Source organism: Streptococcus sp. NM (assembly GCF_003390135.1).
In the GTDB taxonomy this organism is placed as follows: domain Bacteria; phylum Bacillota; class Bacilli; order Lactobacillales; family Streptococcaceae; genus Streptococcus.
Map to the genome: position 1 here is coordinate 201,823 of NZ_QUOS01000001.1, position 26,951 is coordinate 228,773.

Genomic DNA, 26,951 nt, shown 5'->3' on the forward strand with positions numbered 1-26,951 from the left:
TAACATGAAAAAAATTTTAGGTCTAATAGCCTTAATTGCACTAATCATATCATCCTGTTTCTACTTTTTTACTAAACAACCTAAAAACATTTTTGATGAAATTTACCAAGAAACGGAGAAAACCTATCGGTCAAATAATGTTTTAAGGCATATAGATGGGTTTAAAATCAGACCGGATTGGCCAAGTGATGACCCCAATATTTTGTATACTCCGTTCGGATTATACAACAAAGAGAAAACACCGTCAGATTATTATGAGATAGAAATTGGGTTTAATTTTGAATATACATCTCAATTAAGCTCCGTTACATTTGAGAGGCAAGTAGGACCAAACACGAGAGTTAGGATATGGAATAAATATACTTATCAAGACCGTACTTTAAAAAAATTGTCAAAATAGGTTTGAAGAAAGCAGATACGGAAACTTATATTGAAGACGAAGCTCAGGTGAAATCCTATCTAGAGCAGTACGGTATCACTGCCAAGGATTTGGATTCTTACTACGACGAAATCGTCAACCAGAAAGTTTTGAAAGATTGGTGCTCGATTTATGACAGCAAGTATTCTCCAAGCAACTATGGTGAGGTCAAGATTGAAACTCAGTGGGAGAATTGGTGATAACATGAGGAAAATCCTCGGTTTAGTAGCCTTATTCGTGATAATCATATCATCCTGTTTTTACTTTTTTCCTAAACAACCTAAAAATATTTTTGATGAAATCTACCAGGAGACAGAGAAGACATATCGTACAAATAATATTTTAAGGCATATAGATGGGTTTAAAATCAGTCCAGGTTGGCCAAGTGATGATCCAAATATCTCTCAAAATCCATTTGGATTGTATACTAGTAAAAGCAACCCTCAAAACTTTAATAATATATCTATTGATTTTAATTTCAAAAATTATTCTAACGAGCTGTTTGTTTCATTTGAGAAGAAAATATCTGGGGATGTGAAGTTATGGATGATTAGTAAGTATAGCCAAAAAACTAAAATAATCACAAAGTCAATTCAGATAGTATTATCAGGAAATGAGGATAGCTATATCGAAGACGAAGCTCAGGTAAAATCCTACCTAGAGCAATACGGTATCACTGCCAAGGATTTGGATTCTTACTACGACGAAATCGTCAATCAAAAAGTCTTAAAAGACTGGTGCTCGATTTATGACAGCAAGTACTCGCCAAGCAATTATGGCGATGTGAAAGTCGAAACCCAGTGGGAGAATTGGTGACATAAAGATTCTCACTAATTATATAAACAGGTGGCTCTCTATTTTCAGAGGGCTTTTTATGTTGTTACCTTACCTCGATATACTCAAGTATGATCTTGGGTAACGATTATTAGCACTGTAAGACCAACTATATTTATTTTTCTCATCTTGTTCCATTGTTGAAAATATGGTATACTTTTTATGAGAATTTTCTAAATTTTTAATATTCTATCAAAGGAGGTTTGCATGCTTTCCAAATTTTCTGGAAGCCGACAGGACCTGAAATTTGTATTGCTTTTAGGTATTTTGCTAGCTGTTTTAGGTATTTCGCTTTTTCTAGCAGTTTCAATGGGATCCGTTGCGATTGATCTAGGCGATACCTATCGGATTATTTTGAGCAGGTTGGGGTTTCCTCTTGAGGTAGGAGAGGTTTCCAAGTCCACTCTTGCCATTGTATGGAACATGAGATTCCCTCGAGTATTGTTAGGTCTGATAGTAGGAGCAGGCCTTTCTATGTGTGGTAGCGTGATGCAGTCCACAGTGAACAATCCTATCGCTGAGCCCTATGTCTTAGGCATCTCTGCTGGTGCAACTCTAGGGGCAACCTTGAGCATCATTCTTGGTTTAAAAGTGATGATTAGCCTTGGAGCTTTTCTTGGAGCTATCTTAGCAACAATTGCTGTCCTCATCATTGCCTCTATGCAAGGAAGGATGACGACTTCTAGTCTGATCTTATCAGGAACGGTGGTCAATGCTCTTTTTCTAGCTTTTTCTAACTTTATTATCTCAGTTGGAGCTAATGCGGATAGTGTGATGACCATTAAGTTTTGGACCATGGGCTCGCTCGCTGGGACTAGCTGGTCTGACTTATTCTTGCCAACTATAGTAGTAGGAATAGCCTTTCTATTTTTCTCTACTCAGTATCGTGTTTTCAATGCGATGATGATGGGAGATGAGGCTGCTTTAACTTTGGGAATTCCCTTACGCTTTTATTGGTATCTTTATGTGACCATGGTGGCTGTGCTGACAGCAGTCTTAGTGGCAACCTGTGGGATTATTGGATTTGTCGGTCTGATTACTCCACATTTAGCTCGAGGGTTAGTAGGAACGAATTACAAGAGGCTTTTTCCTGTTGCGACCATACTGGGTGCCCTTTTTGTTATTTGGGCAGATGTACTTTCCCGTGTCATTATTCAAAATGCTGAGCTTCCAATTGGTATTTTCACAGCCTTAGTAGGTGCTCCCTTCTTTATCTACATTGTTGGAGGTAGGCGAAGGGAGGTGAGGATCTGATATGGACTTGATTTGTCAGGATATCCATTTTGGATTAGGAGAGAAAAAAATCCTCAAAGGAGTCTCTCTTAAGGTTGAGGGGCATCAATTTCACACGATATTAGGACCAAATGGAAGCGGGAAAACCAGTCTACTTAAACTCCTCTATCGTCAGGAAAAGACGGAAAAAGGTTTGATAAGCCTAGATGGAAAGCCTCTGGAACAATGGACGCTCAAAGAAACAGCCAAGCAAATGGCAGTTGTGACCCAGTTTAACCAACTGCAGTTTGATTGTACCGTTGAGGAAATCGTCTTGCTGGGAAGAACTCCCCACCTCTCTTTTTTACAGAAGGAAAAGGAAAGGGATTATGCCCTCGTTCAAGATGCTCTCGTTAAGGTGGATATGCTCGAGAAGAAAACTCGTCTCTATTCGTCCCTGTCAGGGGGAGAGAAACAGCGAGTCTTACTAGCCCGCGCCTTGGCGCAAGAACCGACTCTCTTGCTCTTGGACGAACCAACCAATCACTTGGATATCAAGTATCAGCTAGACTTGTTAGCCATTGTAAAGGAACTCAAGATCAATATTCTAGCTGTCCTGCATGATATTCAACTTGCTTGTCGCTATTCGGATTATCTCTATCTAATGAAAGAGGGAGAAATCCTTTACCAAGGAACTCCAAAGGAAACCATCACCCCTGAGTCATTGCAAACTGTATACGGAGTTCAAAGTCAGGTGGCTTGGACCGAGAATCAGCAAGCTATGATTCACTATTTATAAGAATGAAAAGGAAAACAAAATGAAAAAAACACTCAGCATTTTACTCGTAACAGTAGCTACCCTAACCATGGCAGCTTGTGGTAACACTACTACAGAAAAAGCTACCACACAATCTAGCACAGAAACAAGTCAAAAGGCTAAAGCAGAGACGACTTATCCGTTAACGGTCAAAACCTATGACGCGAAAGGAAATGAAGTCGAACAAGTTTTTGACAAGGCACCTGAAAAAGTTATTACAAACAATCTTTCAACCACTGAAATCTTATTAGAGTTAGGCTTGAAGGATAAAATTGCTGGCATGCTCAATCCAGACAATGCTGTGACGGACAAATACAAGGACGCGATTGCGACGATTCCTCAAATTGGGGATAAAAAAACAGTCTCACAAGAGACAGTCCTTTCTTATGAGCCAGACGCTGTGATGGGTCGAAACATGATGTTTTCTGAAAAATCCTTGGGGACAGTTAGCACTTGGAATGAAAATAAAATCCCAGTTTATACACAAAAAGCTTCTCTCTCAACGATTCAGCAAGATTTGGGGAATATCGTAGAAGATGTCAAAAATCTTGGAATGATTTTTAATGTTCAGGACAAGGCTAATGAATACGCAGCCCAATTACAAACTAAAATTGACGCTGTTAAGAAAGCAAATCCAGCAAGCCAAGGTGAAAAGAAAAAGGCTTTGATTATGGTTGCTTATAACGATGAAACCTTCGGTGCCTACAAGTCTGCTTTGCAAGAAAGTTTGCTGAACCAACTTGGTTATACAAACGTTGCTACGGGGACATCAGGCTTGACCTTGGAAAACCTCGTGTCAATGGATCCTGAATTGATCATCTATGTAACCAGCGACCGCAATAAAAAATTGGATGAAAAAGCAGTAGAGTTGATAAAGGCAAATGCTGTTTTGGAAAGCGTTCCTGCTATTAAGAATCAAAAAATCATGACTATCTCTTACGATGAATTGATGGATTATGGTCCAGCAGTGATTGATTCCCTTGAGAAAATCAATGACTTTATCAATAAATAATGAGTTTGATTGGGAAGGAATTCAAGTCAAAATCAGCCTTCCTTCTAACTACGACCCCAAACAAACCTATCCGGCTATTTTATTGAATGATGGAAACTTGGATTTCCTATCGTCCCTTTCCGAATCTGTGATTTTAGTGGGCTTGACCTCTAAAAATCGCCTAGATGACTACACTCCCTGGGCAACATCAGCTCTGAGAGATGGAGCTCCAGATTTTGGAGGTCAGGCCAACGTCTATCATGATCATTTATTTGGAGGTCTTTTAGACAAGTTGCACTCGCTTTATCGCCTGGACGAAACTCGCCTTGCCTACGGAGGTTATTCACTAGGTGGCTTGGTGGCAGTTTACAGTCTTTTCAGCTTTGACAAGGTTTCCTGTGTCTTTTCGATCTGCGGTTCCTTTTGGTATCCTGATTTTGTGGCTTACTGCAAGGCAGAGACAGTGAAAAATCTAGACTGTTTGCTGTATTTACAGAATGGTCAAACAGAAGGAGTACACCATACTAATCGCTTGGCTCAAGCACTAGCCTATGCTGAGCAGATCCATACCAGTCTTCAGAAATGCTATCCGAACGGTCAGTTTGTCTTTGATCCTTATGGACACCATGAACAAGTAACTGAACGATTCCTAGCTTTTTCCAGCTGGTTGGCCCAAAAATGGAAAATCGAATAAAAGATTTATCCCTTGGCTTTTACCAAGGGATTGTTGTATTTATTTAACCAAGTTTTTCTCTCTTTTTATCTGGATTCCATACAAAGCTTGCGATAAAGCTAAAGATGATGGTTAGGATAGCGAGGATAATGGCAAGGATGAGGGCAGGGATGCGGATAAGCCACCAGAGTGGGTTTGGTTTTTTATCATTATGCCATTGTTTCGTTTCGTCGTCTAGACGTTGAAATTCTGATTGGATACGATTAGCGACTGTTTCAATGCCTTCATCATTCATTTTCTTGATATCTGAGATATCGATTGGATTTCCAAAGTTCATATCAACACGCTCACGGCTAACCAGGCCCTTCAAGGTCATAGGACCTGTATAGGTAACCGGCATGATACGGACCTTGGCCATTTTGGCAATCAAGGCTACGCCACCCTTGACATCGTTTGAGTGACGGCTCCCACTTGGAAACATGATGAGAGAGCGGTCACTTTTTTTGAGAACATTGATAGGGTATTTGATGGCTGAGGCGCTAGGATTTTCCCGATCGATAGGAAAGGCGCCACACATACGGATCCACCACCCAAAGATACGGTTGGCAAAGAGTTCTTTTTTGGCCATAAAGATGAACTGTTTTGGCTTGGTCGCAAAGGCCATGTAAACAGGATCCCACCAAGTGCGATGAGGCGCAACCAAAATATAATTTTCATCTTGATTAGGAATTTTATCAGTATTATGATAGTGGGCATTGCCATTGATGGACCATAGGAGCAAGACAACCAATCCACGTAAATAAGTATAAAACATGCGATCTCCTTCGATTCTTTTCTTGTTATTATTATACCTTATCAAAGGAGGGCTGGCAAACTTTTCCCTTGACTAGGTGTATATTTGGGATGAGATTAGAATTCTTTTAGAAAAAATGATATGATAGAATTTATGGATAAAAATAAGATTATGGGATTAACCCAAAGAGAAGTCAAGGAAAGACAGGCTAAGGGCTTGGTCAATGATTTTACTGCATCAGCCAGTACCAGCACTTGGCAAATCGTTAAACGAAATGTCTTTACCCTTTTTAACGCTTTGAACTTTGCCATTGCTTTGGCACTAGCCTTTGTGCAGGCTTGGAGCAATTTGGTCTTCTTTGCTGTTATCTGCTTTAACGCTTTTTCAGGAATTGTGACCGAGCTGCGGGCTAAACACATGGTGGACAAACTCAATCTCATGACCAAGGAAAAGGTCAAAACCATTCGTGATGGTCAGGAAGTTGCCCTCAATCCTGAAGAATTGGTTTTAGGAGACGTCATTCGTCTGTCTGCAGGAGAGCAGATTCCCAGTGATGCCTTGGTTTTGGAAGGCTTTGCGGAAGTCAATGAAGCCATGTTGACTGGAGAAAGCGATTTGGTGCAAAAGGAAGTGGATGCCTTGCTTTTGTCAGGAAGTTTCCTAGCTAGTGGGTCAGTTTTAGCTCAAGTTCACCATGTTGGATCTGATAACTATGCTGCCAAACTCATGCTGGAAGCCAAGACTGTGAAACCTATCAACTCCCGTATCATGAAATCGCTGGACAGGTTAGCTGGTTTTACTGGGAAGATTATCATTCCTTTTGGTCTAGCTCTCTTACTAGAAGCCTTGATCTTAAAAGGCCTGCCTCTCAAGTCATCCGTTGTAAACTCGTCGACAGCCCTTTTGGGGATGTTACCTAAGGGAATTGCTCTTTTGACCATCACTTCACTCTTAACCGCAGTGATTAAGCTTGGCCTGAAAAAGGTCTTGGTGCAGGAGATGTACTCTGTTGAGACCTTGGCACGCGTGGATATGCTCTGTCTGGACAAGACGGGCACCATTACCCAAGGAAAGATGCAGGTGGAGGCTGTACTTCCACTGACGGAAACTTATGGTGAAGAGACCATTGCCAGTATCCTGACCAGCTACATAGCCCATAGTGAGGATAAAAATCCAACTGCCCAAGCCATTCGCCAGCGTTTCCAAGGTCAGGTAGCCTACCCTATGATTTCCAATCTTCCCTTCTCAAGCGACCGCAAGTGGGGAGCCATGGAGTTAGAAGATTTGGGAACAGTTTTCTTAGGTGCGCCTGAGATGTTGCTGGACTCTGAAGTCCCAGAAGCCAGAGAGGCCTTGGAGAGAGGGTCACGTGTCTTGGTCTTGGCAGTCAGTCAGGAAAAACTAGACCATCACAAACCACATAAACCATCTGATATTCAGGCTCTGGCCTTGCTGGAGATTTTGGACCCTATTCGAGAAGGAGCAGCTGAAACTCTGGACTATCTCCGTTCTCAAGAAGTGGGACTCAAAATTATCTCTGGTGACAATCCGGTTACAGTTTCCAGTATTGCCCAGAAAGCTGGTTTTGCCGACTATCACAGCTATGTAGACTGTTCAAAAATCACGGATGAGGAATTGATTTCCCTGGCTGAAGAGACAGCTATTTTCGGACGTGTTTCCCCTCATCAAAAGAAACTCATCATCCAAACGCTGAAAAAAGCAGGGCATACAACGGCTATGACAGGGGACGGAGTCAATGATATCCTAGCCCTTCGTGAGGCGGATTGTTCTATCGTGATGGCTGAGGGAGATCCTGCGACTCGTCAGATTGCCAATCTGGTTCTCTTGAACTCTGACTTTAATGATGTTCCTGAGATTCTCTTCGAAGGCCGTCGGGTGGTCAATAACATCGCCCACATCGCACCGATTTTCTTGATTAAGACGATTTATTCCTTCTTGCTCGCAGTTATCTGTATCGCCAGTGCCCTTCTAGGAAGGTCAGAGTGGATTTTGATTTTCCCATTCATTCCGATCCAGATTACCATGATCGACCAGTTCGTGGAAGGTTTCCCACCATTCGTTCTGACTTTTGAGCGAAATATCAAACCTGTTGAGCCAAACTTCCTCAGAAGATCTATGCTTCGTGCTCTACCAAGTGCTCTCATGGTCGTCTTCAGCGTTCTTTTTGTGAAAATATTTGGAAGTAGCCAAGGTTGGTCTGAGTTAGAAATCTCAACTCTACTCTATTATCTCTTGGGATCAATTGGTTTCTTATCCGTATTTAGAGCCTGCATGCCATTTACCCTATGGCGTGTCCTCTTGATTGTTTGGTCAGTAGGAGGTTTCCTAGCCACAGCTCTCTTCCCAAGAATTCAAAAACTGCTTGAAATATCAACCTTAACAGGACAAACATTACCTGTTTATGGTGTCATGATGTTGGTCTTTACCGTGATTTTCATCCTGACTAGTCGCTATCAATCCAGAAAATAGAGAAAGGCTGCAATCTGTGGATTGCGGTCTTTTTAGGTACAAGATTGCCAGCTGAAATGTGGTATAATAAGAGGTAATAGAGTTTTGGAAAGAGAGAGAGAATGATTTCAAAGAGATTAGAATTGGTGGCTTCCTTTGTTCCCCAAGGGGCTATTTTACTAGATGTGGGGAGTGACCATGCTTATCTGCCTATCGAGTTGGTTGAGAGAGGCCAAATCAAAAGCGCCATTGCAGGTGAGGTGGTGGAAGGTCCCTACCAATCTGCAGTCAAAAATGTTGATGCGCACGGTCTAAAGGAGAAAATCCAGGTTCGTTTAGCCAATGGCTTGGCAGCCTTTGAAGAGGTAGACCAAGTGTCGGTCATTACCATTGCTGGTATGGGGGGGCGTTTGATTGCTAGGATTTTAGAAGAAGGCTTGGACAAGTTAGCTAATGTAGAGCGTTTGATCCTCCAGCCTAATAATCGTGAAGACGACTTGCGCATTTGGTTGCAAGACAACGGATTTCAGATTATAGCCGAAAGCATCTTAGAAGAAGCTGGCAAGTTTTACGAGATTTTGGTGGTGGAAGCAGGACAAATGAAGCTATCAGCCAGCGATGTCCGCTTTGGTCCTTTTTTGTCCAAAGAAGTCAGCCCAGTCTTTGTCCAAAAATGGCAAAAAGAAGCTATTAAGCTAGAGTTTGCCCTTGGACAAATCCCAGACAGAAATCTGGAAGAACGCCAAGTTCTAGTAGATAAAATTCAAGCCATCAAGGAGGTTCTCCATGTTAGCAAGTGAAGTAATTAACGCATATGAAGCCTTTTGCCCTCAGGAATTTTCCATGGAGGGAGACAGTCGTGGCCTGCAAATTGGCACTTTGGACAAGGATATCCAAAGTGTCATGGTGGCTCTTGACATTCGTGAAGAGACGGTAGCAGAGGCCATTGAAAAAGGTGTGGATTTGATTATCGTCAAGCACGCGCCGATTTTCCGTCCTATCAAGGACTTGGTAGCTAGCCGTCCGCAAAATCAGATTTACATCGACCTGATTAAGCATGACATCGCAGTTTATGTTAGCCATACCAATATTGACATCGTTGAAAATGGCCTCAATGACTGGTTCTGCCAGATGCTAGGCATTGAGGAAACGACTTACCTACAGGAGACAGGTCCAGAACGTGGAATTGGTCGTATTGGGAATGTTCAGCCTCAGACATTTGGGGAATTGGCCCAACATGTCAAGCAAGTCTTTGGTCTAGATAGTCTTCGAATGGTGCATTATCAAGAGAGTGATTTGAAGAAGCCTCTTTCAAGAGTTGCCATCTGTGGTGGAAGTGGGCAGTCTTTCTATAAGGATGCTTTAGCTAAAGGAGCGGATGTCTATATCACTGGTGATATTTACTACCACACTGCCCAGGATATGTTGTCTGATGGCTTGTTGGCATTGGACCCAGGCCACTATATCGAAGTGCTTTTTGTGGAAAAAATTGCAGCACTACTTACTCAATGGAAGGAAGAAAAGGGCTGGGATATTGATATCTTGCCTAGTCAGGCATCGACCAATCCTTTCCACCATATCTAGTTAGGAAGTGAAGACAATGAAAAAAGTTGCCATTATTGGAGCAGGGATTGTAGGTGCCACAGCCGCCTACTACCTCTCCAAAGAAGCAGATTTAGAGGTGACCGTTTTTGACCATGGACAAGGTCAGGCTACCAAGGCAGCAGCGGGAATTATCAGTCCTTGGTTCTCCAAACGCCGCAATAAAGCTTGGTACAAGATGGCGCGCTTGGGAGCTGACTTTTATGTGGATTTGTTGGCTGATTTAGAAAAGTCTGGTCAGGAAATCGACTTTTACCAACGCTCAGGAGTTTTTCTCTTGAAAAAGGACGAATCCAAGTTGGAAGAACTCTATCAACTAGCCCTCCAGCGCAGAGAAGAATCTCCCTTGATAGATCAGTTAGCCATTCTGGATCCAGCATCAGCTAATGAATTATTCCCTGGTTTGCAGGGATTTGATCACTTACTCTATGCTTCTGGTGGAGCGAGAGTAGATGGGCAGCTTTTGGTCACTCGTTTGCTAGAAGCCAGTCAGGTCAAGCTGGTCAAAGAAAAAGTAACTCTGACACCTTTAGCATCAGGCTACCAGATTGGCGAAGAGGTGTTTGATCAAGTTATTTTGGCGACGGGAGCTTGGTTGGGACACCTGTTAGAGCCTTTAGGTTATGAAGTAGATGTTCGTCCCCAAAAGGGGCAACTCCGAGATTATCAACTTGCCCAAGACATGGAAGCTTACCCTGTTGTTATGCCAGAAGGTGAGTGGGATTTGATTCCTTTTGCAGGTGGGAAATTATCCCTAGGCGCTACCCATGAAAATGATATGGGATTTGATTTGACGGTAGATAAAATCTTGCTCAAACAAATGGAGGAGGCAGCCTTGCCCCATTATCCAGTTTTAGCTAGAGCGACTTCAAGAGCTGAGCGTGTGGGAATCCGTGCCTATACCAGTGATTTCTCTCCTTTCTTTGGGCAAGTGCCAGAATTGTCAGGTGTCTATGCTGCTAGTGGACTAGGTTCATCAGGCCTCACAACGGGTCCTATCATTGGTTACCATCTAGCTCAACTGATCCAAGACAAGGAGATGACTTTGGATCCTCTAAACTATCCAATTGAAAACTATGTCAAACGAGTAAAAAGCGAATAAGAATTTTACTGAAATTTTAGCCTCCCCTCTAGGATGGCAAATGACATTCCCTATCAAAAATGGTAAAATAAGAAAAAATAATCCGAGAATCGAGGAAAAAAGATGCAAGAAAAGATTTTGGTAACGGGTGGAGCAGGTTTTATCGGAACCCACACTGTTATTGAGTTAATCCAAGCAGGTCATCAGGTTGTTGTGGTGGATAACCTTGTTAATAGTAACAGAAAAAGTTTAGAAGTTGTTGAAAGAATCACAGGAGTTGAAGTGCCTTTCTATGAGGCAGATATCCGTGATACCGATACCCTCAGAGATATTTTCAAGCAAGAAGAACCAACAGGGGTCATTCACTTTGCTGGCTTGAAGGCTGTCGGTGAATCTACCCGTATTCCTCTTGCCTACTATGACAACAATATCGCTGGAACTGTTAGTCTTTTGAAGGTCATGGAAGAAAACAACTGTAAAAACATTATTTTCAGTTCTTCTGCGACAGTTTATGGCGATCCTCATACAGTGCCAATCTTGGAAGATTTCCCACTTTCAGTGACCAATCCATATGGCCGCACTAAGCTTATGCTTGAGGAAATTTTGACAGATATCTACAAGGCAGACTCAGAATGGAATGTGGTCTTACTTCGTTATTTCAACCCAATCGGAGCCCATGAGAGTGGTGATTTGGGAGAAAATCCAAACGGTATTCCAAACAATCTCTTGCCATATGTGACTCAAGTAGCCGTTGGAAAATTAGAGCAAGTGCAAGTGTTTGGAGACGATTACGATACGGAAGACGGAACTGGTGTTCGTGACTATATCCATGTTGTCGATTTGGCTAAAGGTCACGTCGCAGCTCTGAAAAAAATCCAAAAAGGTTCAGGCCTAAACGTTTATAACCTTGGAACAGGTAAAGGCTACTCAGTTCTTGAAATTATCCAAAATATGGAAAAAGCGGTGGGACGTCCAATTCCTTACCGCATCGTAGACCGTCGCCCAGGGGATATCGCAGCCTGCTATTCAGATCCTGCAAAAGCCAAAGCAGAACTCGGCTGGGAAGCAGAATTAGGCATCACCCAAATGTGTGAAGACGCATGGCGTTGGCAAAGCAAGCATCCAAATGGATTTGAAGACTAAGATGGTGATATCAATCATTGTCCCCTGTTTAAACGAAGAGGAAGTACTTCCTCTTTTTTATCAGGCTTTGGAAGCTTTACTTCCAGATTTGGAAACAGAAATCGAGTATGTCTTTGTCGACGATGGCTCAAGTGATGGGACTTTGGAACTCTTAAAGACCTATCGGGAGCAAAATCCGGCAGTTCATTATATTTCTTTCTCGCGAAATTTTGGCAAAGAAGCAGCCCTCTATGCAGGCTTGCAATATGCAACCGGAGATTTGGTGGTGGTGATGGATGCAGACCTCCAAGATCCTCCTAGTATGTTGCTTGAGATGAAAAACTTACTAGACCAAAATACAGGCTTGGACTGTGTTGGGACACGGAGAATTAGTCGAGAGGGGGAACCCTTCTTTCGCAGTTTTTGTGCTAATCTCTTTTATGGCTTCATGAAAAAAATTAGTCCAGTAGCCTTGCCGTCAGGTGTCCGTGATTTTCGCATGATGAGAAGATCTGTAGTAGATGCCATTTTAAGCCTGACCGAGTCCAATCGTTTTTCAAAGGGGCTCTTTGCCTGGGTAGGCTTTAAAACTCACTATCTGGACTATCCAAATGTCGAAAGGCAGGCTGGCAAGACCAGTTGGAGTTTTAGGCAACTCTTTTTCTACTCTATTGAAGGGATTGTTAACTTTTCAGATTTTCCCTTGATTATCGCCTTTGTGGCTGGTCTCCTATCTTGTTTTATTTCTCTGCTTATGACCTTTTTTGTTGTGGTTCGGACTCTCATTTTGGGCAATCCGACATCAGGTTGGACCTCTCTGATGGCTGTTATTCTCTTCCTTGGTGGGATTCAACTCTTGACCATTGGGATTCTCGGCAAGTATATCAGTAAGATTTATCTAGAGACTAAAAAAAGACCACTTTATCTCGTCAAAGAAAAAAGTGACCTTCCTGATTTTACAGAAAAAAATAAAGAGAAAAGACTATAATTTTGCATGGAAATATGCTAAACTAGAAGGAGTGGAACGTTCTTGTCGATATTAGAATTAATCTTTAATCAAGGCACGTGTCGGACAGTTTCTAACAGCTTCTACGACGTCCTGGCTAGGAGAAATTTCTTTTTCTAGTTGGTCAGGGTTATCGTAAAAACGCACGATTCCATTATCGTGGTAATCAAATAATTCAGAATAAGTTTGGCAAAGCCCACAGGCGATGCAGCGTTCAGGTATAAGTGTGATTTTCATATTTATATTGTAATAAGAAAAGTAAAAAAAAACAAGGAGTAAGGTATGGCAAAAGAACCGTGGCAAGAAGATATTTATGAGAATCAAGAAGAACAGACGAGAACGGAACGACGTCAACGTAATCAAAAAGGTACAGGCGTTGTTGCAAATCGTGTCTTGACGATTCTAGCTAGTCTCTTTTTCGTGATTGTTGTAGTAATGATAATAGTATTGATTTACCTTTCAAGTGGAGGGAGTAATCGTACAGCAGCCTTGAAAGATTTTTATGATTCATCTGCCCCTGTTTCAACCTCTGTAACAGAAGAATCCGCATCTTCATCTAGCAAGACTGAAGAAGCAACTTCTACAGAGAGCTCTTCTAGTGAAAGACATTCTGAAGAGCATACTGATAGTGAAGGGACAATTACAGTTCAGGCTGGAGAAGGAGAAGCAACCATTGCCGCTCGTGCAGGAATCTCGATTGCTCAGCTAGAGGCCTTGAATCCTGGGCATATGGCTACAGGGTCTTGGTTTGCTAATCCAGGTGATGTTATCAAAATCAAATAGGAGTTGATATGAAAACAATTCAAATTGCTATCGATGGTCCAGCTTCAAGCGGTAAGAGTACGGTTGCTAAGATTATTGCTAAAAATTTTGGTTATACCTATCTAGATACAGGTGCTATGTATCGTGCGGCGACCTATATGGCTCTGAAACACCAGTTAGGAGTGGAAGAAATTGAGGAACTTTTAGCCTTATTGGACCAGCATCCAATCAGCTTTGGGCGCTCAGAAACTGGAGAACAACTTGTCTTTGTAGGAGATGTGGACATTACTCATCCTATTCGTGAAAATGAAGTGACCAATCATGTTTCTGCTATTGCAGCAATTCCTGAAGTACGTGAGAAACTAGTTTCTCTCCAACAAGAGATTGCCCAGCAAGGTGGGATTGTCATGGATGGTCGCGATATTGGGACTGTTGTATTGCCACAAGCAGAATTGAAAATTTTCTTAGTAGCTTCTGTTGATGAAAGAGCAGAACGCCGTTACAAGGAAAATATTGCCAAGGGAATTGAAACAGACCTTGAAACCCTAAAAGAGGAAATTGCTGCGCGTGACTACAAGGATAGTCATCGTGAGACTTCGCCTCTCAAACAAGCAGAGGACGCTGTCTACCTTGATACAACTGGATTGAACATTCAAGAAGTAGTCAAAAAAATTGAATTAGAAGCAAAGAAACGTATGTCCTAGGGACAGGAGAAGCAGGCTAAAGCTAGCCTGCTTCTTTTCTATCAAACTGAACGCATTCCAAACCAGTCTTTTTTTGAGTTTTTTGATAAAATAGTACTATCAGTAAAAAGGATGGAAGCATGACTAAGAAAATCGTAGCTATTTGGGCCCAGGATGAAGAGGGTGTGATTGGGAAGGACAATCGTCTGCCTTGGTATTTGCCAGCAGAATTGCAACACTTTAAAGAAACAACTCTGAATCATGCTATCTTGATGGGGCGTGTGACCTTTGATGGAATGGGACGTCGTCTGCTTCCAAAACGGGAGACCTTGATTTTGACACGTAATTCGGAAGAAAAGCTAGACGGGGTTGCTACTTTTCAGGATGTCCAGTCTGTCTTGGACTGGTATCAAGCTCAAGAAAAGAATCTCTATATTCTCGGTGGGAAGCAGATTTTTCAGGCTTTTGAACCCTACCTTGATGAAGTGATTGTCACTCAAATCCATGCTCGGGTAGAGGGAGATACCTATTTCCCTGAAGAGTTTGACTTGTCCCTTTTTGAGACAGTATCAAGCAAATCCTATACTAAAGATGAGAAGAATCCTTATGATTTTACCATCCAATACCGCAAGAGAAAGGAAGTCTAATGGAACGTAGTATATTTGGTTTTTTTACAGCCATGCTGTGTTTAGTCTGCTTGCTTGCTGGAGCACAGGCTTTTCGTAAAAAGCGCTATGGACTTTCTGTCCTGCTCTGGTTAAATGCATTTACCAATTTGGTCAATAGTATCCATGCTTTTTACATGACCTTATTTTAGATAGAATGACAGTATAAAAAGAATAGAACGGAAGGAAATCATGCCTACAAATAGGAATAATGATATGATGGTTTATTGCTCATTTTGTGGCAAAAGCCAAGAAGAAGTACAAAAGATAATCGCAGGCAACAACGCATTTATCTGTAATGAATGTGTGGAGTTGGCCCAGGAAATCATTCGTGAGGAGTTGGCGGAAGAAGTCTTGGCAGACTTGTCTGAGGTTCCAAAACCAATCGAACTCCTCCATATCTTGAACCACTATGTTATCGGTCAAGATCGTGCCAAACGTGCCTTGGCAGTTGCAGTTTACAATCACTACAAACGCATCAATTTCCACGATACGCGTGAAGAGTCAGAAGATGTGGATTTGCAGAAGTCAAACATCTTGATGATTGGCCCAACTGGTTCAGGGAAAACTTTCCTTGCTCAGACCTTGGCTAAGAGCTTGAATGTACCTTTTGCGATTGCGGATGCGACAGCTCTTACTGAGGCTGGTTATGTAGGTGAGGACGTGGAAAACATCCTTCTCAAACTATTGCAGGCTGCTGACTTTAACATTGAACGTGCAGAGCGTGGCATTATTTATGTGGATGAAATTGACAAGATTGCCAAGAAGAGTGAGAACGTGTCTATCACACGTGATGTTTCTGGTGAAGGGGTGCAACAAGCCCTTCTCAAGATTATCGAGGGAACCGTTGCTAGCGTGCCGCCTCAAGGTGGACGTAAACATCCACAACAAGAGATGATTCAAGTGGATACTAAAAATATCCTCTTTATCGTGGGTGGTGCCTTTGATGGTATTGAAGAAATTGTCAAACAACGTCTGGGTGAAAAAGTCATCGGATTTGGTCAAAACAATAAAGCGATTGATGAAAATAGCTCTTACATGCAAGAAATCATCGCAGAAGATATTCAAAAATTTGGTATTATCCCTGAGTTGATTGGACGTTTGCCTGTCTTTGCTGCTCTTGAGCAATTGACAGTGGATGACTTGGTTCGTATCTTGAAAGAGCCAAGAAATGCTTTGGTGAAACAGTACCAAACCTTGCTTTCTTATGATGATGTCGAGTTGGAGTTTGACGACGAAGCCCTTCAAGAGATTGCAAATAAGGCCATCGAACGCAAAACCGGTGCGCGTGGTCTTCGCTCGATTATCGAAGAAACCATGCTAGATGTCATGTTTGAAGTACCGAGTCAGGAAAATGTGAAATTGGTCCGCATCACTAAAGAAGCTGTCGATGGAACAGATAAACCAATCCTAGAAACAGCCTAGAGGTGACTATGGAACTTAATACACACAATGCTGAAATCTTGCTCAGTGCGGCTAATAAATCCCACTATCCGCAGGATGAACTGCCAGAGATTGCCCTAGCAGGGCGTTCCAATGTTGGCAAGTCTAGCTTTATCAACACCATGCTGAACCGTAAGAATCTAGCCCGAACATCAGGGAAACCTGGTAAAACCCAGCTTCTCAACTTCTTTAACATTGATGATAAAATGCGTTTTGTGGATGTGCCTGGTTATGGCTATGCCCGCGTTTCTAAAAAGGAACGTGAAAAGTGGGGGCGCATGATTGAGGAGTACCTAACAACTCGGGAAAATCTCCGTGCTGTGGTCAGTTTGGTGGACCTTCGTCATGACCCGTCAGCAGATGATGTACAGATGTATGAATTTCTCAAATACTATGAGATTCCGGTCATCATCGTTGCGACTAAGGCAGACAAGATTCCTCGTGGTAAATGGAACAAGCACGAATCAGCAATCAAAAAGAAATTAAACTTTGACCCAAGTGACGACTTTATCCTCTTTTCATCTGTCAGTAAGGCAGGGATGGATGAGGCTTGGGATGCAATCTTAGAAAAATTGTGAGGAAAAGAAAATGGCAAAAACAATTCATACAGACAAAGCTCCAAAAGCTATCGGACCCTATGTTCAAGGAAAAATCGTTGGCAACCTTTTGTTTGCTAGTGGTCAAGTTCCTCTCTCTCCTGAAACTGGGGAAATCGTTGGAGAAACGATCCAAGAACAGACAGAACAGGTCTTAAAAAACATTGGTGCTATTTTGGCAGAAGCAGGAACAGACTTTGACCATGTTGTCAAAACAACTTGCTTTTTGAGCGATATGAACGACTTTGTTCCTTTTAACGAGGTTTACCAAACGGCCTTTAAAGAGGAATTTCCAGCTCGTTCAGCAGTAGAGGTAGCTCGTCTTCCTCGTGATGTAAAAGTCGAAATCGAAGTCATCGCAGAGATTGGATAAGCTAGTTGAAGTTTGGTGTTGCCAAACTTCTTTTGATATAAGGAGAAAAAGATGACAAAGAAACAACTTCACTTGGTGATTGTGACAGGGATGAGTGGTGCTGGGAAAACTGTAGCCATTCAGTCCTTCGAGGATTTGGGATATTTCACCATTGATAATATGCCGCCAGCTCTCTTGCCTAAGTTTTTGCAGTTGGTGGAAACAAAGGAAGACGACCACAAGTTGGCCTTGGTAGTGGATATGCGTAGCCGTTCTTTCTTCTCAGAGATTCAAGCTGTTTTGGATGAGTTGGAAAACAAGGAAGAACTGGACTTTAAAATTCTCTTTTTGGATGCAGCTGATAAGGAATTGGTCGCGCGTTACAAGGAAACCAGACGGAGTCACCCATTAGCTGCAGATGGTCGGATTTTGGATGGAATCAAGCTGGAACGTGAGCTCTTGGCGCCTTTGAAAAATATGAGTCAAAATGTGGTGGATACGACTGAACTCACTCCACGTGAGCTGCGTAAAACCCTTGCAGAGCAGTTTTCAGATCAAGAACAAGCCCAGTCTTTCCGTATCGAAGTCATGTCTTTTGGCTTTAAATATGGAATCCCGATTGATGCAGACTTGGTTTTTGATGTCCGTTTCTTGCCAAATCCATATTATCTTCCAGAACTGAGACACCAAACGGGTGTGGATGAACCTGTTTATGACTATGTCATGAACCATCCTGAGTCAGAAGACTTCTATCAACATTTGTTGGCCTTGATTGAGCCGATTTTGCCAAGTTACCAAAAGGAAGGGAAGTCTGTTTTGACTATTGCCATGGGATGTACGGGTGGTCAACACCGTAGTGTGGCCTTTGCCAAACGCTTGGCGCAGGACTTAGCCAAGAGTTGGCCTGTTAATGAAGGGCATCGCGACAAAGACCGAAGAAAGGAAACGGTAAACCGTTCATGAGAAAACCAAAGATAACGGTGATTGGTGGAGGGACTGGAATCCCTGTCATTCTAAAAAGTCTGCGGGAAAAAGATGTGGAAATCGCAGCTATCGTAACGGTGGCAGATGATGGTGGTTCTTCAGGTGAACTCAGAAAAAATATGCAACAATTGACACCGCCAGGCGATCTTCGTAATGTCCTTGTGGCTATGTCGGATATGCCTAAGTTCTATGAGAAAGTCTTTCAGTATCGCTTCTCTGAGGATGCGGGAGCCTTTGCTGGCCATCCATTGGGAAATCTCATTATCGCTGGCCTGTCAGAAATGCAGGGTTCGACCTATAATGCCATGCAGTTACTCAGCAAATTTTTCCATACAACTGGGAAGATTTATCCTTCCAGTGACCATCCTTTGACCCTGCATGCAGTCTTTCAGGATGGGACAGAAGTGGCTGGAGAGAGCCATATTGCAGACCATCCAGGTATGATTGACCACGTCTATGTGACCAATACCCTTAACGATGATACGCCTCTGGCCAGTCGTCGAGTAGTGCAGACCATTCTTGAAAGTGACATGATTGTCCTCGGACCTGGTTCCCTCTTTACCTCGATTTTACCTAATATCGTGATTAAGGAAATTGGGCAGGCGCTTTTGGAAACCAAGGCAGAAATCGCCTATGTCTGCAATATCATGACCCAACGTGGGGAGACAGAACATTTTACAGATAGCGACCACGTGGAGGTCCTGCATCGTCACCTTGGTCGCTCTTTTATCGATACTGTTTTGGTGAATATCGAAAAAGTGCCTCAGGAATACATGAATTCCAACCGGTTTGATGAATATTTGGTGCAGGTGGAACATGATTTTGCTGGTCTTTGTAAGCAAGTTCCGCGTGTGATTTCATCCAACTTCCTTCGTCTGGAAAATGGGGGTGCCTTCCACGATGGGGATTTGATAGTGGACGAATTGATGCGCATTATACAGGTGAGAAAATGAGTTTCACAGTAGCAGTAAAAGAAGAAATCCTAGGTCAGCACCATCTGAGCCGGCATGAATTATCTGCCATTATCAAAATGTCTGGCAGTATCGGTCTCTCGACTTCGGGCTTGACCTTGTCAGTTGTGACAGAAAATGCCAAACTGGCTCGTCACCTCTACGAGTCCTTTCTCCATTTCTACGAAATCAAATCGGAAATTCGCCACCACCAACGGAGCAATCTTCGCAAGAATCGAGTCTATACCGTTTTTACAGATGAAAAGGTGCAGGACTTGTTGAGTGATTTGCACTTGGCAGACTCTTTCTTTGGCCTAGAAACAGGTATTGATGAGGAGATTTTATCAGACGAGGAAGCCGGTCGTGCTTATCTTTGTGGCGCTTTCTTGGCAAATGGAAGCATTCGTGACCCTGAGTCAGGTAAGTACCAGTTGGAAATCAGTTCTGTTTATCTGGACCACGCGCAAGGGATTGCCTCCCTTCTCCAGCAGTTTTTGCTAGATGCCAAGGTGCTTGAGCGCAAGAAGGGGGCTGTGACTTATCTCCAGCGAGCCGAAGATATTATGGACTTCTTGATAGTAATCGGAGCTATGCAGGCGCGTGATGATTTTGAGCGGGTTAAGATTTTGCGAGAAACCCGTAATGACCTCAATCGGGCCAATAATGCCGAGACAGCCAATATCGCTCGGACAGTCTCTGCCAGCATGAAGACTATCAACAATATCAGCAAAATCAAAGATATCATGGGCTTAGAAAATTTGCCAGTGGATTTGCAGGAAGTAGCGCAACTGCGGATTCAACACCCAGATTACTCTATACAGCAGTTAGCAGATAGCCTCAGCACCCCTCTGACCAAAAGTGGCGTCAACCACAGACTCAGAAAAATTAACAAGATGGCCGATGAACTATAAAACCACGAATCGTAGGACTCGTGGTTATTTTTTTAACTTAATAAAATAAATATGTGAGAAATATTTTAATGAAAGTCCACTTTATAATCTATGGTATACTATAGATGAGTTACACGGTCAGGTTAAAGGAGGAACCATGAAAAAAACTAAAAAAAGTATGATTATTTTATTCAGTATTTTAGCAGTGATTGGAATAGCAGTAGGAGGTTATAGCATGCACCAATACCAAAAGAAACAAGAAATGATTGCCATCGCGACCAGCGATGAGGCAAAGAAGGTTTATGAAAATCATATGAAGGCAAATGATCCTAAAGCATTAACAGAAGATGGAATCATTAAATCATATGATATTGATACGGAAACTTTAGAGTATAATCCAATGGGAGGACTAATGGTAAGGATATATTTTAATAATGATAAGGAATTAGATTTTCACTTTGGCTTAATAAAAGATAATTCAGGAAATTATGAATCTTATGGATATACTGTATCACCTAAATTATCATCTATGTTAAAGGAATCTAAAAAATGAGAAAATATGTCGATGATTCAAATCTTCAGATTGCAATGACTGAATATAACGATAACTCAATTAATCGTGAGGTTGAGGACCAATATGATAGAAGCGTTGGCACTGTCACCCAAGTCTACAACAATACTACAGGAGCGGGCGAGCAGGTTTATGCAGTTGTAAAGAATACCAAAGAAAATGCTGAGGATGTAGAGGGAAATTATGCTATACTATGAGTAAGTTAGTCCCTAATTCATTGATAGGATAGCATAAAGGAGGAAACATGAAAACATCTAAAAAAAGTATGATTATTTTATTCAGTATTTTAGCAGTAATTGGAATCGCAGTAGGAGGTTATAGCATGCACCAATATCAAAAAAAACAAGAAATGATTGCCATCGCGACAAGTGATGAGGCAAGAAAGGTTTATGAAAGCCATATGAAAGCATTGGATCAAAATGCCTTAACTGACTATGGTGTTATTAAATCGTATGAAATTGATAATGAAAGCCTATACTACAATCCCATGGGAGGGATGGAGGTTACAGTTTATGTGAATTATGATAAAGATTTGGAATTTCAATTTGGAATCATTAAAGATAATGAAGGTATTTTAAAATCTAGTGGTTATATATACTCAGGGAAATTAGCAAAACTTCTTGGAGAATAGGGTTATGGAAAAAGAATATGTCAATGATAAACAACTTCAGATAGCTATGACAGAATATAGAAATTTGAAGTTAGATAATGTTGCTAGAACTCCTAATAATGAGAAATTAGGCACTGTCACCCAAGTATACAACAATACCACAGGAGCGGGCGAGCAGGTTTATGCAGTTGTAAAAAATTCTGATGAAAATGCTGAGGATGTAGAGGAAAATTATGCTATACTATGAGTAAGTTAGTCCCTAATATATTGATAGGATAGCATAAAGGAGGCGCCATGAAAAAAACTAAAAAAAGTATGATTATTTTATTCAGTATTTTAGCAGTGATTGGAATAGCAGTAGGAGGTTGTAGCATGCACCAATATCAAAAAAAACAAGAAATGATTGCCATCGCGACAAGTGATGAGGCAAGAAAGGTTTATGAAGAATATTTAAAGAAAGAAGATCCCAAAGCACTGACCGAAGAGGGTATCATTAAGAGTTATGAAATTGATAAAGAAAAACTTTCCTATAATCCAATGGGAGGTTTAATGGTACGTTTATTTTTGAACGGGAAAAAAGATCTTAGGATGAATTTTAACTTAATAGATAATGGAGATGGTACCTATAGTACTGCATACTATGGATATACTGGTGACCTAAACAGGATTTTGGAAGAAGGAAAAAATGATTAAGGACTATGTAAACGATAAAAATCTTCAAATAGCAATGACAGAGTATGACTCTGAAATGGATTTAGATCATGTTGTGAAAACTCAAAGAGGAGATCAACTTGGCACTGTCACCCAAGTCTACAACAATACCACAGGAGCTGGCGAGCAGGTTTATGCAGTTGTAAAAAATCCTGATGAAAATGCAGAGGATGTACAGGAAGTAACGGTCCTCTTTCGTGGTTCTACGGGCCCAGATCATATTTTTAAAGAAACAGCAGATGTCTGGAATGACTGGGCAGAAAATGATTTCGTGATTGGAACGCATATCCTGAAACAAAATGTTCCCAGCGATCAAGATCAATCTACTGAGCAATTAAAGGCTTCTGCCAGAGCTTTAAAAGACATCATGGAAAAATATCCCAATGCCAAGATTAATATCTATGGGCATTCGCTTGGATCTATGGATGCTCAGTATGCCATGGCTGCCCTTGAAGCGGCCCAAATAGAACGAATCCAACAGGCTTATATCTTTAACGGGCCTGATATCTATCGAATCCTTAGCCCCGAACAGAGAAAAATTGTTGATCAGATTAAAGGGCGTATCTATAACTATGCTGACGCTAAAGATAATATTAGCATGGTTGGTAGAGATATTGCGAAGGGCAGTATCGGGTCTGTAGGTATGGTTTATTATGTAGATAGTGAATCAGAAGACCCTATCAATCAACATATGACCTATGGTTATCGCTTGGATAAGGATGGGAAAATAAAAATTTTCTCCAACACCAGTACAGTCGCATATAACGACTTTCTGATTAAAATGGAAGGGTATAAAACACTTAAAAATATATTGGCTTCCGATGGATATACAGCAGGGGAACAACTCTTTCTGGACTCTGAGCAAGCTAAGATTGCAGCTTCGGGTATTTGCCGTATCGTCACAGAGGAGATGGATATTATAAAAAATATCTATAATAGAGGAATTCAAGACGCAAGTGAAGTATTTGCATCTTGCAGTAATGTCCCTTGGGGCTTTATCCTTAGTTCATATGAAACAGAGGTCGCCTATTCCGAAGGAGGCTTGAACTATGAAACAACTATTGGTATCATTCAGAATCGGTTTCATCCTGTTGTAGATAAGGCAAAACAGTTAGAAAAAGATTTTACAGATTTAGAAAAGCAAATCAAAGACGGAATTCAGAAGAAATTAGATGAAGATAGGGAATTAGCTAGTAAATTTAGCCAGTGGGAGAGTTTGTTATGATTCAGGATGACATCTGGAAAAAGCGCCAGCGTTTAGAAGAATGTGAGGATAACTATAGACGTTCTTGTAAAAAAATCGAAAATCAGTATGAGGAAGCCAACTATAAATTTCAACAATTGCGGCATATGATTGATGAGAAGCATCGAATCATTTCCCATTCCTTAGACCAGTTAGGTGGAGATACAACCGAATGGCGTTATCAGTCCAATCAACTCGCATCCAACTTTAGTCAGCAAATCGAGATGGCATATCGAAATAGACAAGGGCAACTCGAACAAGAAGAGATGAAGCTAGAGCAAGAATACAAACGACAATACCGTCTTTTAGAAGATGGGCTTGCCAGAGCCCAGGAACAGCAACGGCGCTTAGAAGAACGAGGTAAAAAGTAATGGCGAATGTATTTGATTATATTAATGATTTTTTCGCGGGAGGAGAGGAGGCACTAAGAAATATTGAAAAAGAGTTGGAACGATCATTTATAAAAAATATCTTGGCTCCAGCAAAAAAAGCTCGTATTTCCACTATAGAAAAAGATACAGAAAAATATATGAAAATTTCTCTATTAAGTGCTCAAGAAAGTTTGAAAGAAGTTTCGAAAAATATTGATAGTTCGATGAAGGGAGAATTTTCTACAAAAATAGTTGAAACTATAGAAACGAAAAGTAAAGAATATCCAAATGCTTTAAATGGTACAAAGTAAAACTCCAGTTATAGCCGATGAACTATAAAACCACGAATCCTATGTGACTCGTGGTTCTTTTTTATAAACTAGTTGAGTGTTTTGGTTGTACTTTTTGCTCAGGGTCGATGTAGTTGATGGCATTGTTGACAGCGGTTGGAGCTTCTCCGAGACCTGTCGCAATCAGGTCAATTTTTCCTTCATAGTAGCAGCAGTCACCGATAGCATAGATACCTGCTTGGCTGGATTCCTGTTTGCTGTTGACGATAATCTTGTGGCGGTTGAGGTCCAGACCCCAGTTTTTAAGGTTACCGACAGAAGATTTGAAACCATAGTTGACAAAGAGGTGGTCTAGGTCAATCGTTTCGGTTTCATCAGATTTGACTTTTGTGATTTCAAGTTTATCGAGCATTTTCCCATCTCCAAGGAGTTGGCTAGGGACGAATGGTGTCTTGATGGTCACGGATGATTCTTGCAAGGCTTGGACACTGTGCTCCAAGGCCCGGAAATTATCTCTGCGGTGAACAAGGGTAGTTGGTGCAATTTTTTCAAAAGCCAAAGCCCAATCCACAGCCGAGTCCCCCCCACCAAGAATCGTCACTTTCTTACCAGCATATTGCTGGATGTTGGAAACGTGGTAGTGGATATTTTCATAGCCTTCAACGCCTTCTAGTTCCAGAGGACGTGGTTTGAAGGCACCGCCACCCATAGCGATGATAACTGTTTTAGACAGGTGACTTCCTTTAGAAGTTGTAATTACAAAGCCTTCTTCTTGTTTTTCAATCTCAAGAACCGTTTCGTTGAGATGAATAGGGGTATCAAAGCCATTTAATTGCTCGATTAGACGGTTAGTCAACTCTTCTCCAGTCAGGTTTGGGAATCCCGGTACGTCTAAAATTTCCTTTTCAGGATAGAGAATGGCAGGTTGTCCACCGAGTTGGGGAAGAGAGTCGATGATTTGGACCTTGGCTTGGCGTAGATGAGCATAGAAGGCTGCAAAAAGCCCGACAGGACCACCACCTACAATGGTAATATCATAGAGTTGAGACATGGTTTCTCCTTTGTTTTTTCTAGTCAGTTTATTTTATCATATTTTTCCTTAATTTAAAATGAAGTAGGATAGGGAAAAAAATGTCAGAAAAATGGTATAATAGAAAGGAACGTGTTTGGACAGAGAGGAGACAGCAGATGAACTTTCAACAATTATCCAACCTGCAATATTGGACTAGCTTGTTTTCTAGTCCTTGGAGTATTGCCATCAATCTGTTTGATATTTTGATTGTGGCTTATATTTTATATCGTTTTACAAAAGCGATAGCTGGCACCAAGATTATGATTTTGGTGCGTGGGGTCGTGATCTTTGTATTAGCCCAGGTTGTAGCCAATATCCTTGGTTTAACAACGATTTCTTGGTTGATTAATCAAATTATCACCTATGGGGTTATTGCTGCGGTTGTTATCTTCTCTCCAGAGATTCGGACTGGTTTGGAACGCTTGGGAAGGGCGACAGATTTCTTTTCTACTGCTCAAATTAGTGCAGAAGAGCAAATGATTCGTGCCTTTATCAAGTCGGTTGAATATATGAGTCCTCGTAAAATTGGTGCTCTGGTTGCCATCCAACGAGTTCGGACCTTGCAAGAATACATTGCGACAGGGATTCCTTTGGATGCCAATATTTCAGCTGAACTCCTTATTAATATCTTTATCCCCAACACTCCCCTACACGATGGTGCTGTGATTATCAGAGAAAATCGGATTGCAGTCACCTCTGCCTATCTGCCCTTGACAGAAAGCACAGGGATTTCAAAGGAATTTGGGACCAGACACCGGGCGGCTATCGGTTTGTCAGAAGTATCCGATGCCTTGACCTTCATCGTCTCAGAGGAAACAGGTGGCATTTCTATTACCTATAACGGTGTTTTCAAGCACGATTTGACGATTGAAGAATTTGAAGCAGAGCTACGAGCAATTCTTTTGCCAGTCGTTGAGGAAAAAGTCAGTTTCAAGGACCGTTTGTTAGGAGGTTGGAAATATGAGAAAAAATAGTCTATACATCATTTCATCTCTCTTTTTTGCTTGTATCTTATTCATCTATGCAACGTCAACCAACTTTCAAAATAGTAATACCGCAAGGCAGGTTAAATCAGAAACTTACACCAATACGATAACGAACGTTCCTATTGTTATTCACTATGATGATGACCAGTATTTCATTAGCGGATTTGCATCAGAAGTTTCAGTGGTATTAACCGGAGCCAATCGTGTGACCTTGGCCAGCGAAATGCAGGAGAGCACTCGTAAGTTTAAGGTAACTGCTGATTTGACGGATGCCAGTGTTGGAACGATTGAAGTTCCCTTGAATATTGAAAATCTTCCAAGTGGATTGACCGCTGTGGCAACGCCTCAAAAGATTACAGTGAAAGTTGGGAAGAAGGTTAAGCGAGATGGGATGCTTGTTGTGCCACAAGTTGACCAAAGCCAGATTGATCCCAAGTTACAAATTGATAGTATAACCGTGTCAAACGAACGAGTTTCGGTCACAACTGACCAGGAAACATTAGCTAAGATTGACAAAGTTATTGCGCTTTTACCAACCAGCGAACGCATAACAGGTAATTACAGTGGTTCAGTACCTTTGCAGGCAATCGATCGCAATGGTGTTGTCTTACCGGCAGTTATTACTCCGTTCGACACGACAATGAAGGTGACTACAAAACCAGTAGCACCAAGTTCAAGCACATCAAATTCAACAACAAGCAGTTCGTCGGAGACATCTTCGTCAACGAAAGCAACTAGTTCAAAAACGAATTAA

At 41.6% G+C, this 26,951-nt stretch carries 34 protein-coding genes and 1 pseudogene; 32 read left to right on the forward strand and 3 right to left on the reverse strand.

Annotation, left to right across the window (positions count from 1 at the left end):
- Window positions 1-4 precede the first annotated feature (4 nt).
- From DXN33_RS01190 to DXN33_RS01215, 6 genes and pseudogenes are all read left to right on the forward strand, one after another.
- Window positions 5-618: pseudogene (locus tag DXN33_RS01190) on the forward strand (TipC family immunity protein).
- Window positions 619-622: 4 nt separating this feature from the next.
- Window positions 623-1,234, forward strand: a complete 612-nt coding sequence (locus DXN33_RS01195; protein WP_115904096.1) for a TipC family immunity protein — start codon at window positions 623-625, stop codon at window positions 1,232-1,234.
- A gap of 225 nt (window positions 1,235-1,459) precedes the next feature.
- Window positions 1,460-2,506 (forward strand): iron ABC transporter permease, encoded by a 1,047-nt coding sequence (locus DXN33_RS01200; protein ID WP_115904098.1) that lies wholly within the window; start codon window positions 1,460-1,462, stop codon window positions 2,504-2,506.
- A gap of 1 nt (window position 2,507) precedes the next feature.
- Complete coding sequence (locus DXN33_RS01205; protein ID WP_115904100.1) at window positions 2,508-3,263, forward strand: ABC transporter ATP-binding protein; 756 nt, start codon at window positions 2,508-2,510, stop codon at window positions 3,261-3,263.
- A gap of 19 nt (window positions 3,264-3,282) precedes the next feature.
- On the forward strand, window positions 3,283-4,293 hold the full coding sequence (locus DXN33_RS01210; RefSeq protein ID WP_115904102.1) for an ABC transporter substrate-binding protein: 1,011 nt from the start codon (window positions 3,283-3,285) through the stop codon (window positions 4,291-4,293).
- Window positions 4,274-4,966 carry an alpha/beta hydrolase-fold protein gene (locus DXN33_RS01215; protein ID WP_115904104.1) on the forward strand — a complete coding sequence of 231 codons (693 nt, stop codon included), beginning with the start codon at window positions 4,274-4,276 and terminating at the stop codon, window positions 4,964-4,966. The genes DXN33_RS01210 and DXN33_RS01215 overlap by 20 nt, the downstream gene beginning before the upstream one ends.
- Window positions 4,967-5,009: 43 nt before the next feature.
- Here the strand turns inward: DXN33_RS01215 and DXN33_RS01220 are convergent, their stop codons facing one another.
- Entirely contained in the window at window positions 5,010-5,759 is a 750-nt protein-coding gene (locus DXN33_RS01220; RefSeq protein ID WP_115904106.1) for a 1-acyl-sn-glycerol-3-phosphate acyltransferase, read from the reverse strand.
- A gap of 132 nt (window positions 5,760-5,891) precedes the next feature.
- Between DXN33_RS01220 and DXN33_RS01225 the strand changes: the two genes are divergently transcribed.
- The 6 genes from DXN33_RS01225 to DXN33_RS01250 all read left to right on the forward strand — a co-directional run bounded on the left by DXN33_RS01225 (window position 5,892) and on the right by DXN33_RS01250 (window position 13,000).
- A complete protein-coding gene (locus tag DXN33_RS01225) occupies window positions 5,892-8,228 on the forward strand; it encodes a cation-translocating P-type ATPase (RefSeq protein ID WP_115904468.1) in 2,337 nt (778 codons plus the stop codon).
- A gap of 101 nt (window positions 8,229-8,329) precedes the next feature.
- Window positions 8,330-9,007, forward strand: coding sequence for a tRNA (adenine(22)-N(1))-methyltransferase TrmK (locus DXN33_RS01230; RefSeq protein WP_049552702.1), 678 nt, complete (start codon window positions 8,330-8,332; stop codon window positions 9,005-9,007).
- A complete protein-coding gene (locus DXN33_RS01235; RefSeq protein ID WP_115904107.1) occupies window positions 8,994-9,791 on the forward strand; it encodes a Nif3-like dinuclear metal center hexameric protein in 798 nt (265 codons plus the stop codon). Before DXN33_RS01230 ends, DXN33_RS01235 begins: the two co-directional genes overlap by 14 nt.
- A 16-nt stretch (window positions 9,792-9,807) precedes the next feature.
- Window positions 9,808-10,911 (forward strand): FAD-binding oxidoreductase, encoded by a 1,104-nt coding sequence (locus tag DXN33_RS01240; protein WP_181897262.1) that lies wholly within the window; start codon window positions 9,808-9,810, stop codon window positions 10,909-10,911.
- Between the two features lie 102 nt (window positions 10,912-11,013).
- Window positions 11,014-12,033, forward strand: a complete 1,020-nt coding sequence (gene galE, locus DXN33_RS01245) for a UDP-glucose 4-epimerase GalE (RefSeq protein ID WP_024057477.1) — start codon at window positions 11,014-11,016, stop codon at window positions 12,031-12,033.
- Window position 12,034: 1 nt separating this feature from the next.
- Window positions 12,035-13,000 (forward strand): glycosyltransferase family 2 protein, encoded by a 966-nt coding sequence (locus DXN33_RS01250; protein ID WP_115904469.1) that lies wholly within the window; start codon window positions 12,035-12,037, stop codon window positions 12,998-13,000.
- A 57-nt stretch (window positions 13,001-13,057) separates the two neighbouring features.
- Here DXN33_RS01250 and DXN33_RS01255 read toward each other — a convergent pair whose 3' ends face one another.
- The gene (locus tag DXN33_RS01255; protein ID WP_173875911.1) at window positions 13,058-13,255 is read right to left on the reverse strand and encodes a ferredoxin; all 198 of its coding nucleotides are present in this window, start codon (window positions 13,253-13,255) and stop codon (window positions 13,058-13,060) included.
- Window positions 13,256-13,300: 45 nt separating this feature from the next.
- On the opposite strand from DXN33_RS01255, the gene DXN33_RS01260 reads away from it, so the two are divergent.
- The 18 genes from DXN33_RS01260 (at window position 13,301) to DXN33_RS01345 (ending at window position 24,160) form a co-directional block, all read left to right on the forward strand.
- Window positions 13,301-13,801, forward strand: a complete 501-nt coding sequence (locus DXN33_RS01260; RefSeq protein ID WP_115904110.1) for an SAG1386/EF1546 family surface-associated protein — start codon at window positions 13,301-13,303, stop codon at window positions 13,799-13,801.
- Window positions 13,802-13,809: 8 nt separating this feature from the next.
- Window positions 13,810-14,484 (forward strand): (d)CMP kinase, encoded by a 675-nt coding sequence (cmk, locus tag DXN33_RS01265; RefSeq protein WP_049487135.1) that lies wholly within the window; start codon window positions 13,810-13,812, stop codon window positions 14,482-14,484.
- Window positions 14,485-14,603: 119 nt separating this feature from the next.
- Entirely contained in the window at window positions 14,604-15,110 is a 507-nt protein-coding gene (locus DXN33_RS01270; protein ID WP_115904111.1) for a dihydrofolate reductase, read from the forward strand.
- A complete protein-coding gene (locus tag DXN33_RS01275) occupies window positions 15,110-15,280 on the forward strand; it encodes a hypothetical protein (RefSeq protein WP_000442260.1) in 171 nt (56 codons plus the stop codon). The genes DXN33_RS01270 and DXN33_RS01275 overlap by 1 nt, the downstream gene beginning before the upstream one ends.
- 40 nt (window positions 15,281-15,320) lie before the next feature.
- Entirely contained in the window at window positions 15,321-16,553 is a 1,233-nt protein-coding gene (gene clpX, locus DXN33_RS01280) for an ATP-dependent Clp protease ATP-binding subunit ClpX (protein WP_012972566.1), read from the forward strand.
- 8 nt (window positions 16,554-16,561) lie between these two features.
- The gene (gene yihA, locus DXN33_RS01285; RefSeq protein WP_000422605.1) at window positions 16,562-17,149 is read left to right on the forward strand and encodes a ribosome biogenesis GTP-binding protein YihA/YsxC; all 588 of its coding nucleotides are present in this window, start codon (window positions 16,562-16,564) and stop codon (window positions 17,147-17,149) included.
- 10 nt (window positions 17,150-17,159) lie between these two features.
- On the forward strand, window positions 17,160-17,540 hold the full coding sequence (locus DXN33_RS01290; RefSeq protein ID WP_001140420.1) for a RidA family protein: 381 nt from the start codon (window positions 17,160-17,162) through the stop codon (window positions 17,538-17,540).
- Window positions 17,541-17,591: 51 nt separating this feature from the next.
- Window positions 17,592-18,482 carry an RNase adapter RapZ gene (gene rapZ, locus DXN33_RS01295; protein WP_115904112.1) on the forward strand — a complete coding sequence of 297 codons (891 nt, stop codon included), beginning with the start codon at window positions 17,592-17,594 and terminating at the stop codon, window positions 18,480-18,482.
- Window positions 18,479-19,456, forward strand: coding sequence for a YvcK family protein (locus DXN33_RS01300; RefSeq protein WP_115904113.1), 978 nt, complete (start codon window positions 18,479-18,481; stop codon window positions 19,454-19,456). Before rapZ ends, DXN33_RS01300 begins: the two co-directional genes overlap by 4 nt.
- Window positions 19,453-20,364, forward strand: coding sequence for a DNA-binding protein WhiA (gene whiA / locus DXN33_RS01305; RefSeq protein WP_049552697.1), 912 nt, complete (start codon window positions 19,453-19,455; stop codon window positions 20,362-20,364). Before DXN33_RS01300 ends, whiA begins: the two co-directional genes overlap by 4 nt.
- Before the next feature lie 136 nt (window positions 20,365-20,500).
- Entirely contained in the window at window positions 20,501-20,896 is a 396-nt protein-coding gene (locus DXN33_RS01310) for a DUF1310 family protein (protein ID WP_115904114.1), read from the forward strand.
- Entirely contained in the window at window positions 20,893-21,111 is a 219-nt protein-coding gene (locus tag DXN33_RS01315) for a hypothetical protein (RefSeq protein ID WP_115904115.1), read from the forward strand. Before DXN33_RS01310 ends, DXN33_RS01315 begins: the two co-directional genes overlap by 4 nt.
- Before the next feature lie 47 nt (window positions 21,112-21,158).
- The gene (locus tag DXN33_RS01320; RefSeq protein ID WP_115904116.1) at window positions 21,159-21,545 is read left to right on the forward strand and encodes a DUF1310 family protein; all 387 of its coding nucleotides are present in this window, start codon (window positions 21,159-21,161) and stop codon (window positions 21,543-21,545) included.
- Between the two features lie 4 nt (window positions 21,546-21,549).
- Entirely contained in the window at window positions 21,550-21,771 is a 222-nt protein-coding gene (locus DXN33_RS01325) for a hypothetical protein (RefSeq protein ID WP_115904117.1), read from the forward strand.
- 47 nt (window positions 21,772-21,818) lie between these two features.
- Window positions 21,819-22,217, forward strand: a complete 399-nt coding sequence (locus DXN33_RS01330) for a DUF1310 family protein (protein WP_115904118.1) — start codon at window positions 21,819-21,821, stop codon at window positions 22,215-22,217.
- Window positions 22,210-23,460 (forward strand): Mbeg1-like protein, encoded by a 1,251-nt coding sequence (locus DXN33_RS01335; RefSeq protein ID WP_115904119.1) that lies wholly within the window; start codon window positions 22,210-22,212, stop codon window positions 23,458-23,460. Before DXN33_RS01330 ends, DXN33_RS01335 begins: the two co-directional genes overlap by 8 nt.
- The gene (locus DXN33_RS01340; protein WP_049491651.1) at window positions 23,457-23,849 is read left to right on the forward strand and encodes a hypothetical protein; all 393 of its coding nucleotides are present in this window, start codon (window positions 23,457-23,459) and stop codon (window positions 23,847-23,849) included. Before DXN33_RS01335 ends, DXN33_RS01340 begins: the two co-directional genes overlap by 4 nt.
- Window positions 23,849-24,160 (forward strand): hypothetical protein, encoded by a 312-nt coding sequence (locus DXN33_RS01345; RefSeq protein ID WP_115904120.1) that lies wholly within the window; start codon window positions 23,849-23,851, stop codon window positions 24,158-24,160. The genes DXN33_RS01340 and DXN33_RS01345 overlap by 1 nt, the downstream gene beginning before the upstream one ends.
- A gap of 61 nt (window positions 24,161-24,221) precedes the next feature.
- On the opposite strand, the gene DXN33_RS01350 is transcribed toward DXN33_RS01345, so the two are convergent.
- Window positions 24,222-25,190 carry an NAD(P)/FAD-dependent oxidoreductase gene (locus tag DXN33_RS01350; protein ID WP_049491655.1) on the reverse strand — a complete coding sequence of 323 codons (969 nt, stop codon included), beginning with the start codon at window positions 25,188-25,190 and terminating at the stop codon, window positions 24,222-24,224.
- A gap of 137 nt (window positions 25,191-25,327) precedes the next feature.
- Between DXN33_RS01350 and cdaA the strand changes: the two genes are divergently transcribed.
- Both cdaA and DXN33_RS01360 read left to right on the forward strand, forming a co-directional pair.
- The gene (gene cdaA, locus DXN33_RS01355) at window positions 25,328-26,185 is read left to right on the forward strand and encodes a diadenylate cyclase CdaA (RefSeq protein WP_001011070.1); all 858 of its coding nucleotides are present in this window, start codon (window positions 25,328-25,330) and stop codon (window positions 26,183-26,185) included.
- Window positions 26,172-26,951, forward strand: coding sequence for a YbbR-like domain-containing protein (locus DXN33_RS01360; protein ID WP_042750804.1), 780 nt, complete (start codon window positions 26,172-26,174; stop codon window positions 26,949-26,951). The genes cdaA and DXN33_RS01360 overlap by 14 nt, the downstream gene beginning before the upstream one ends.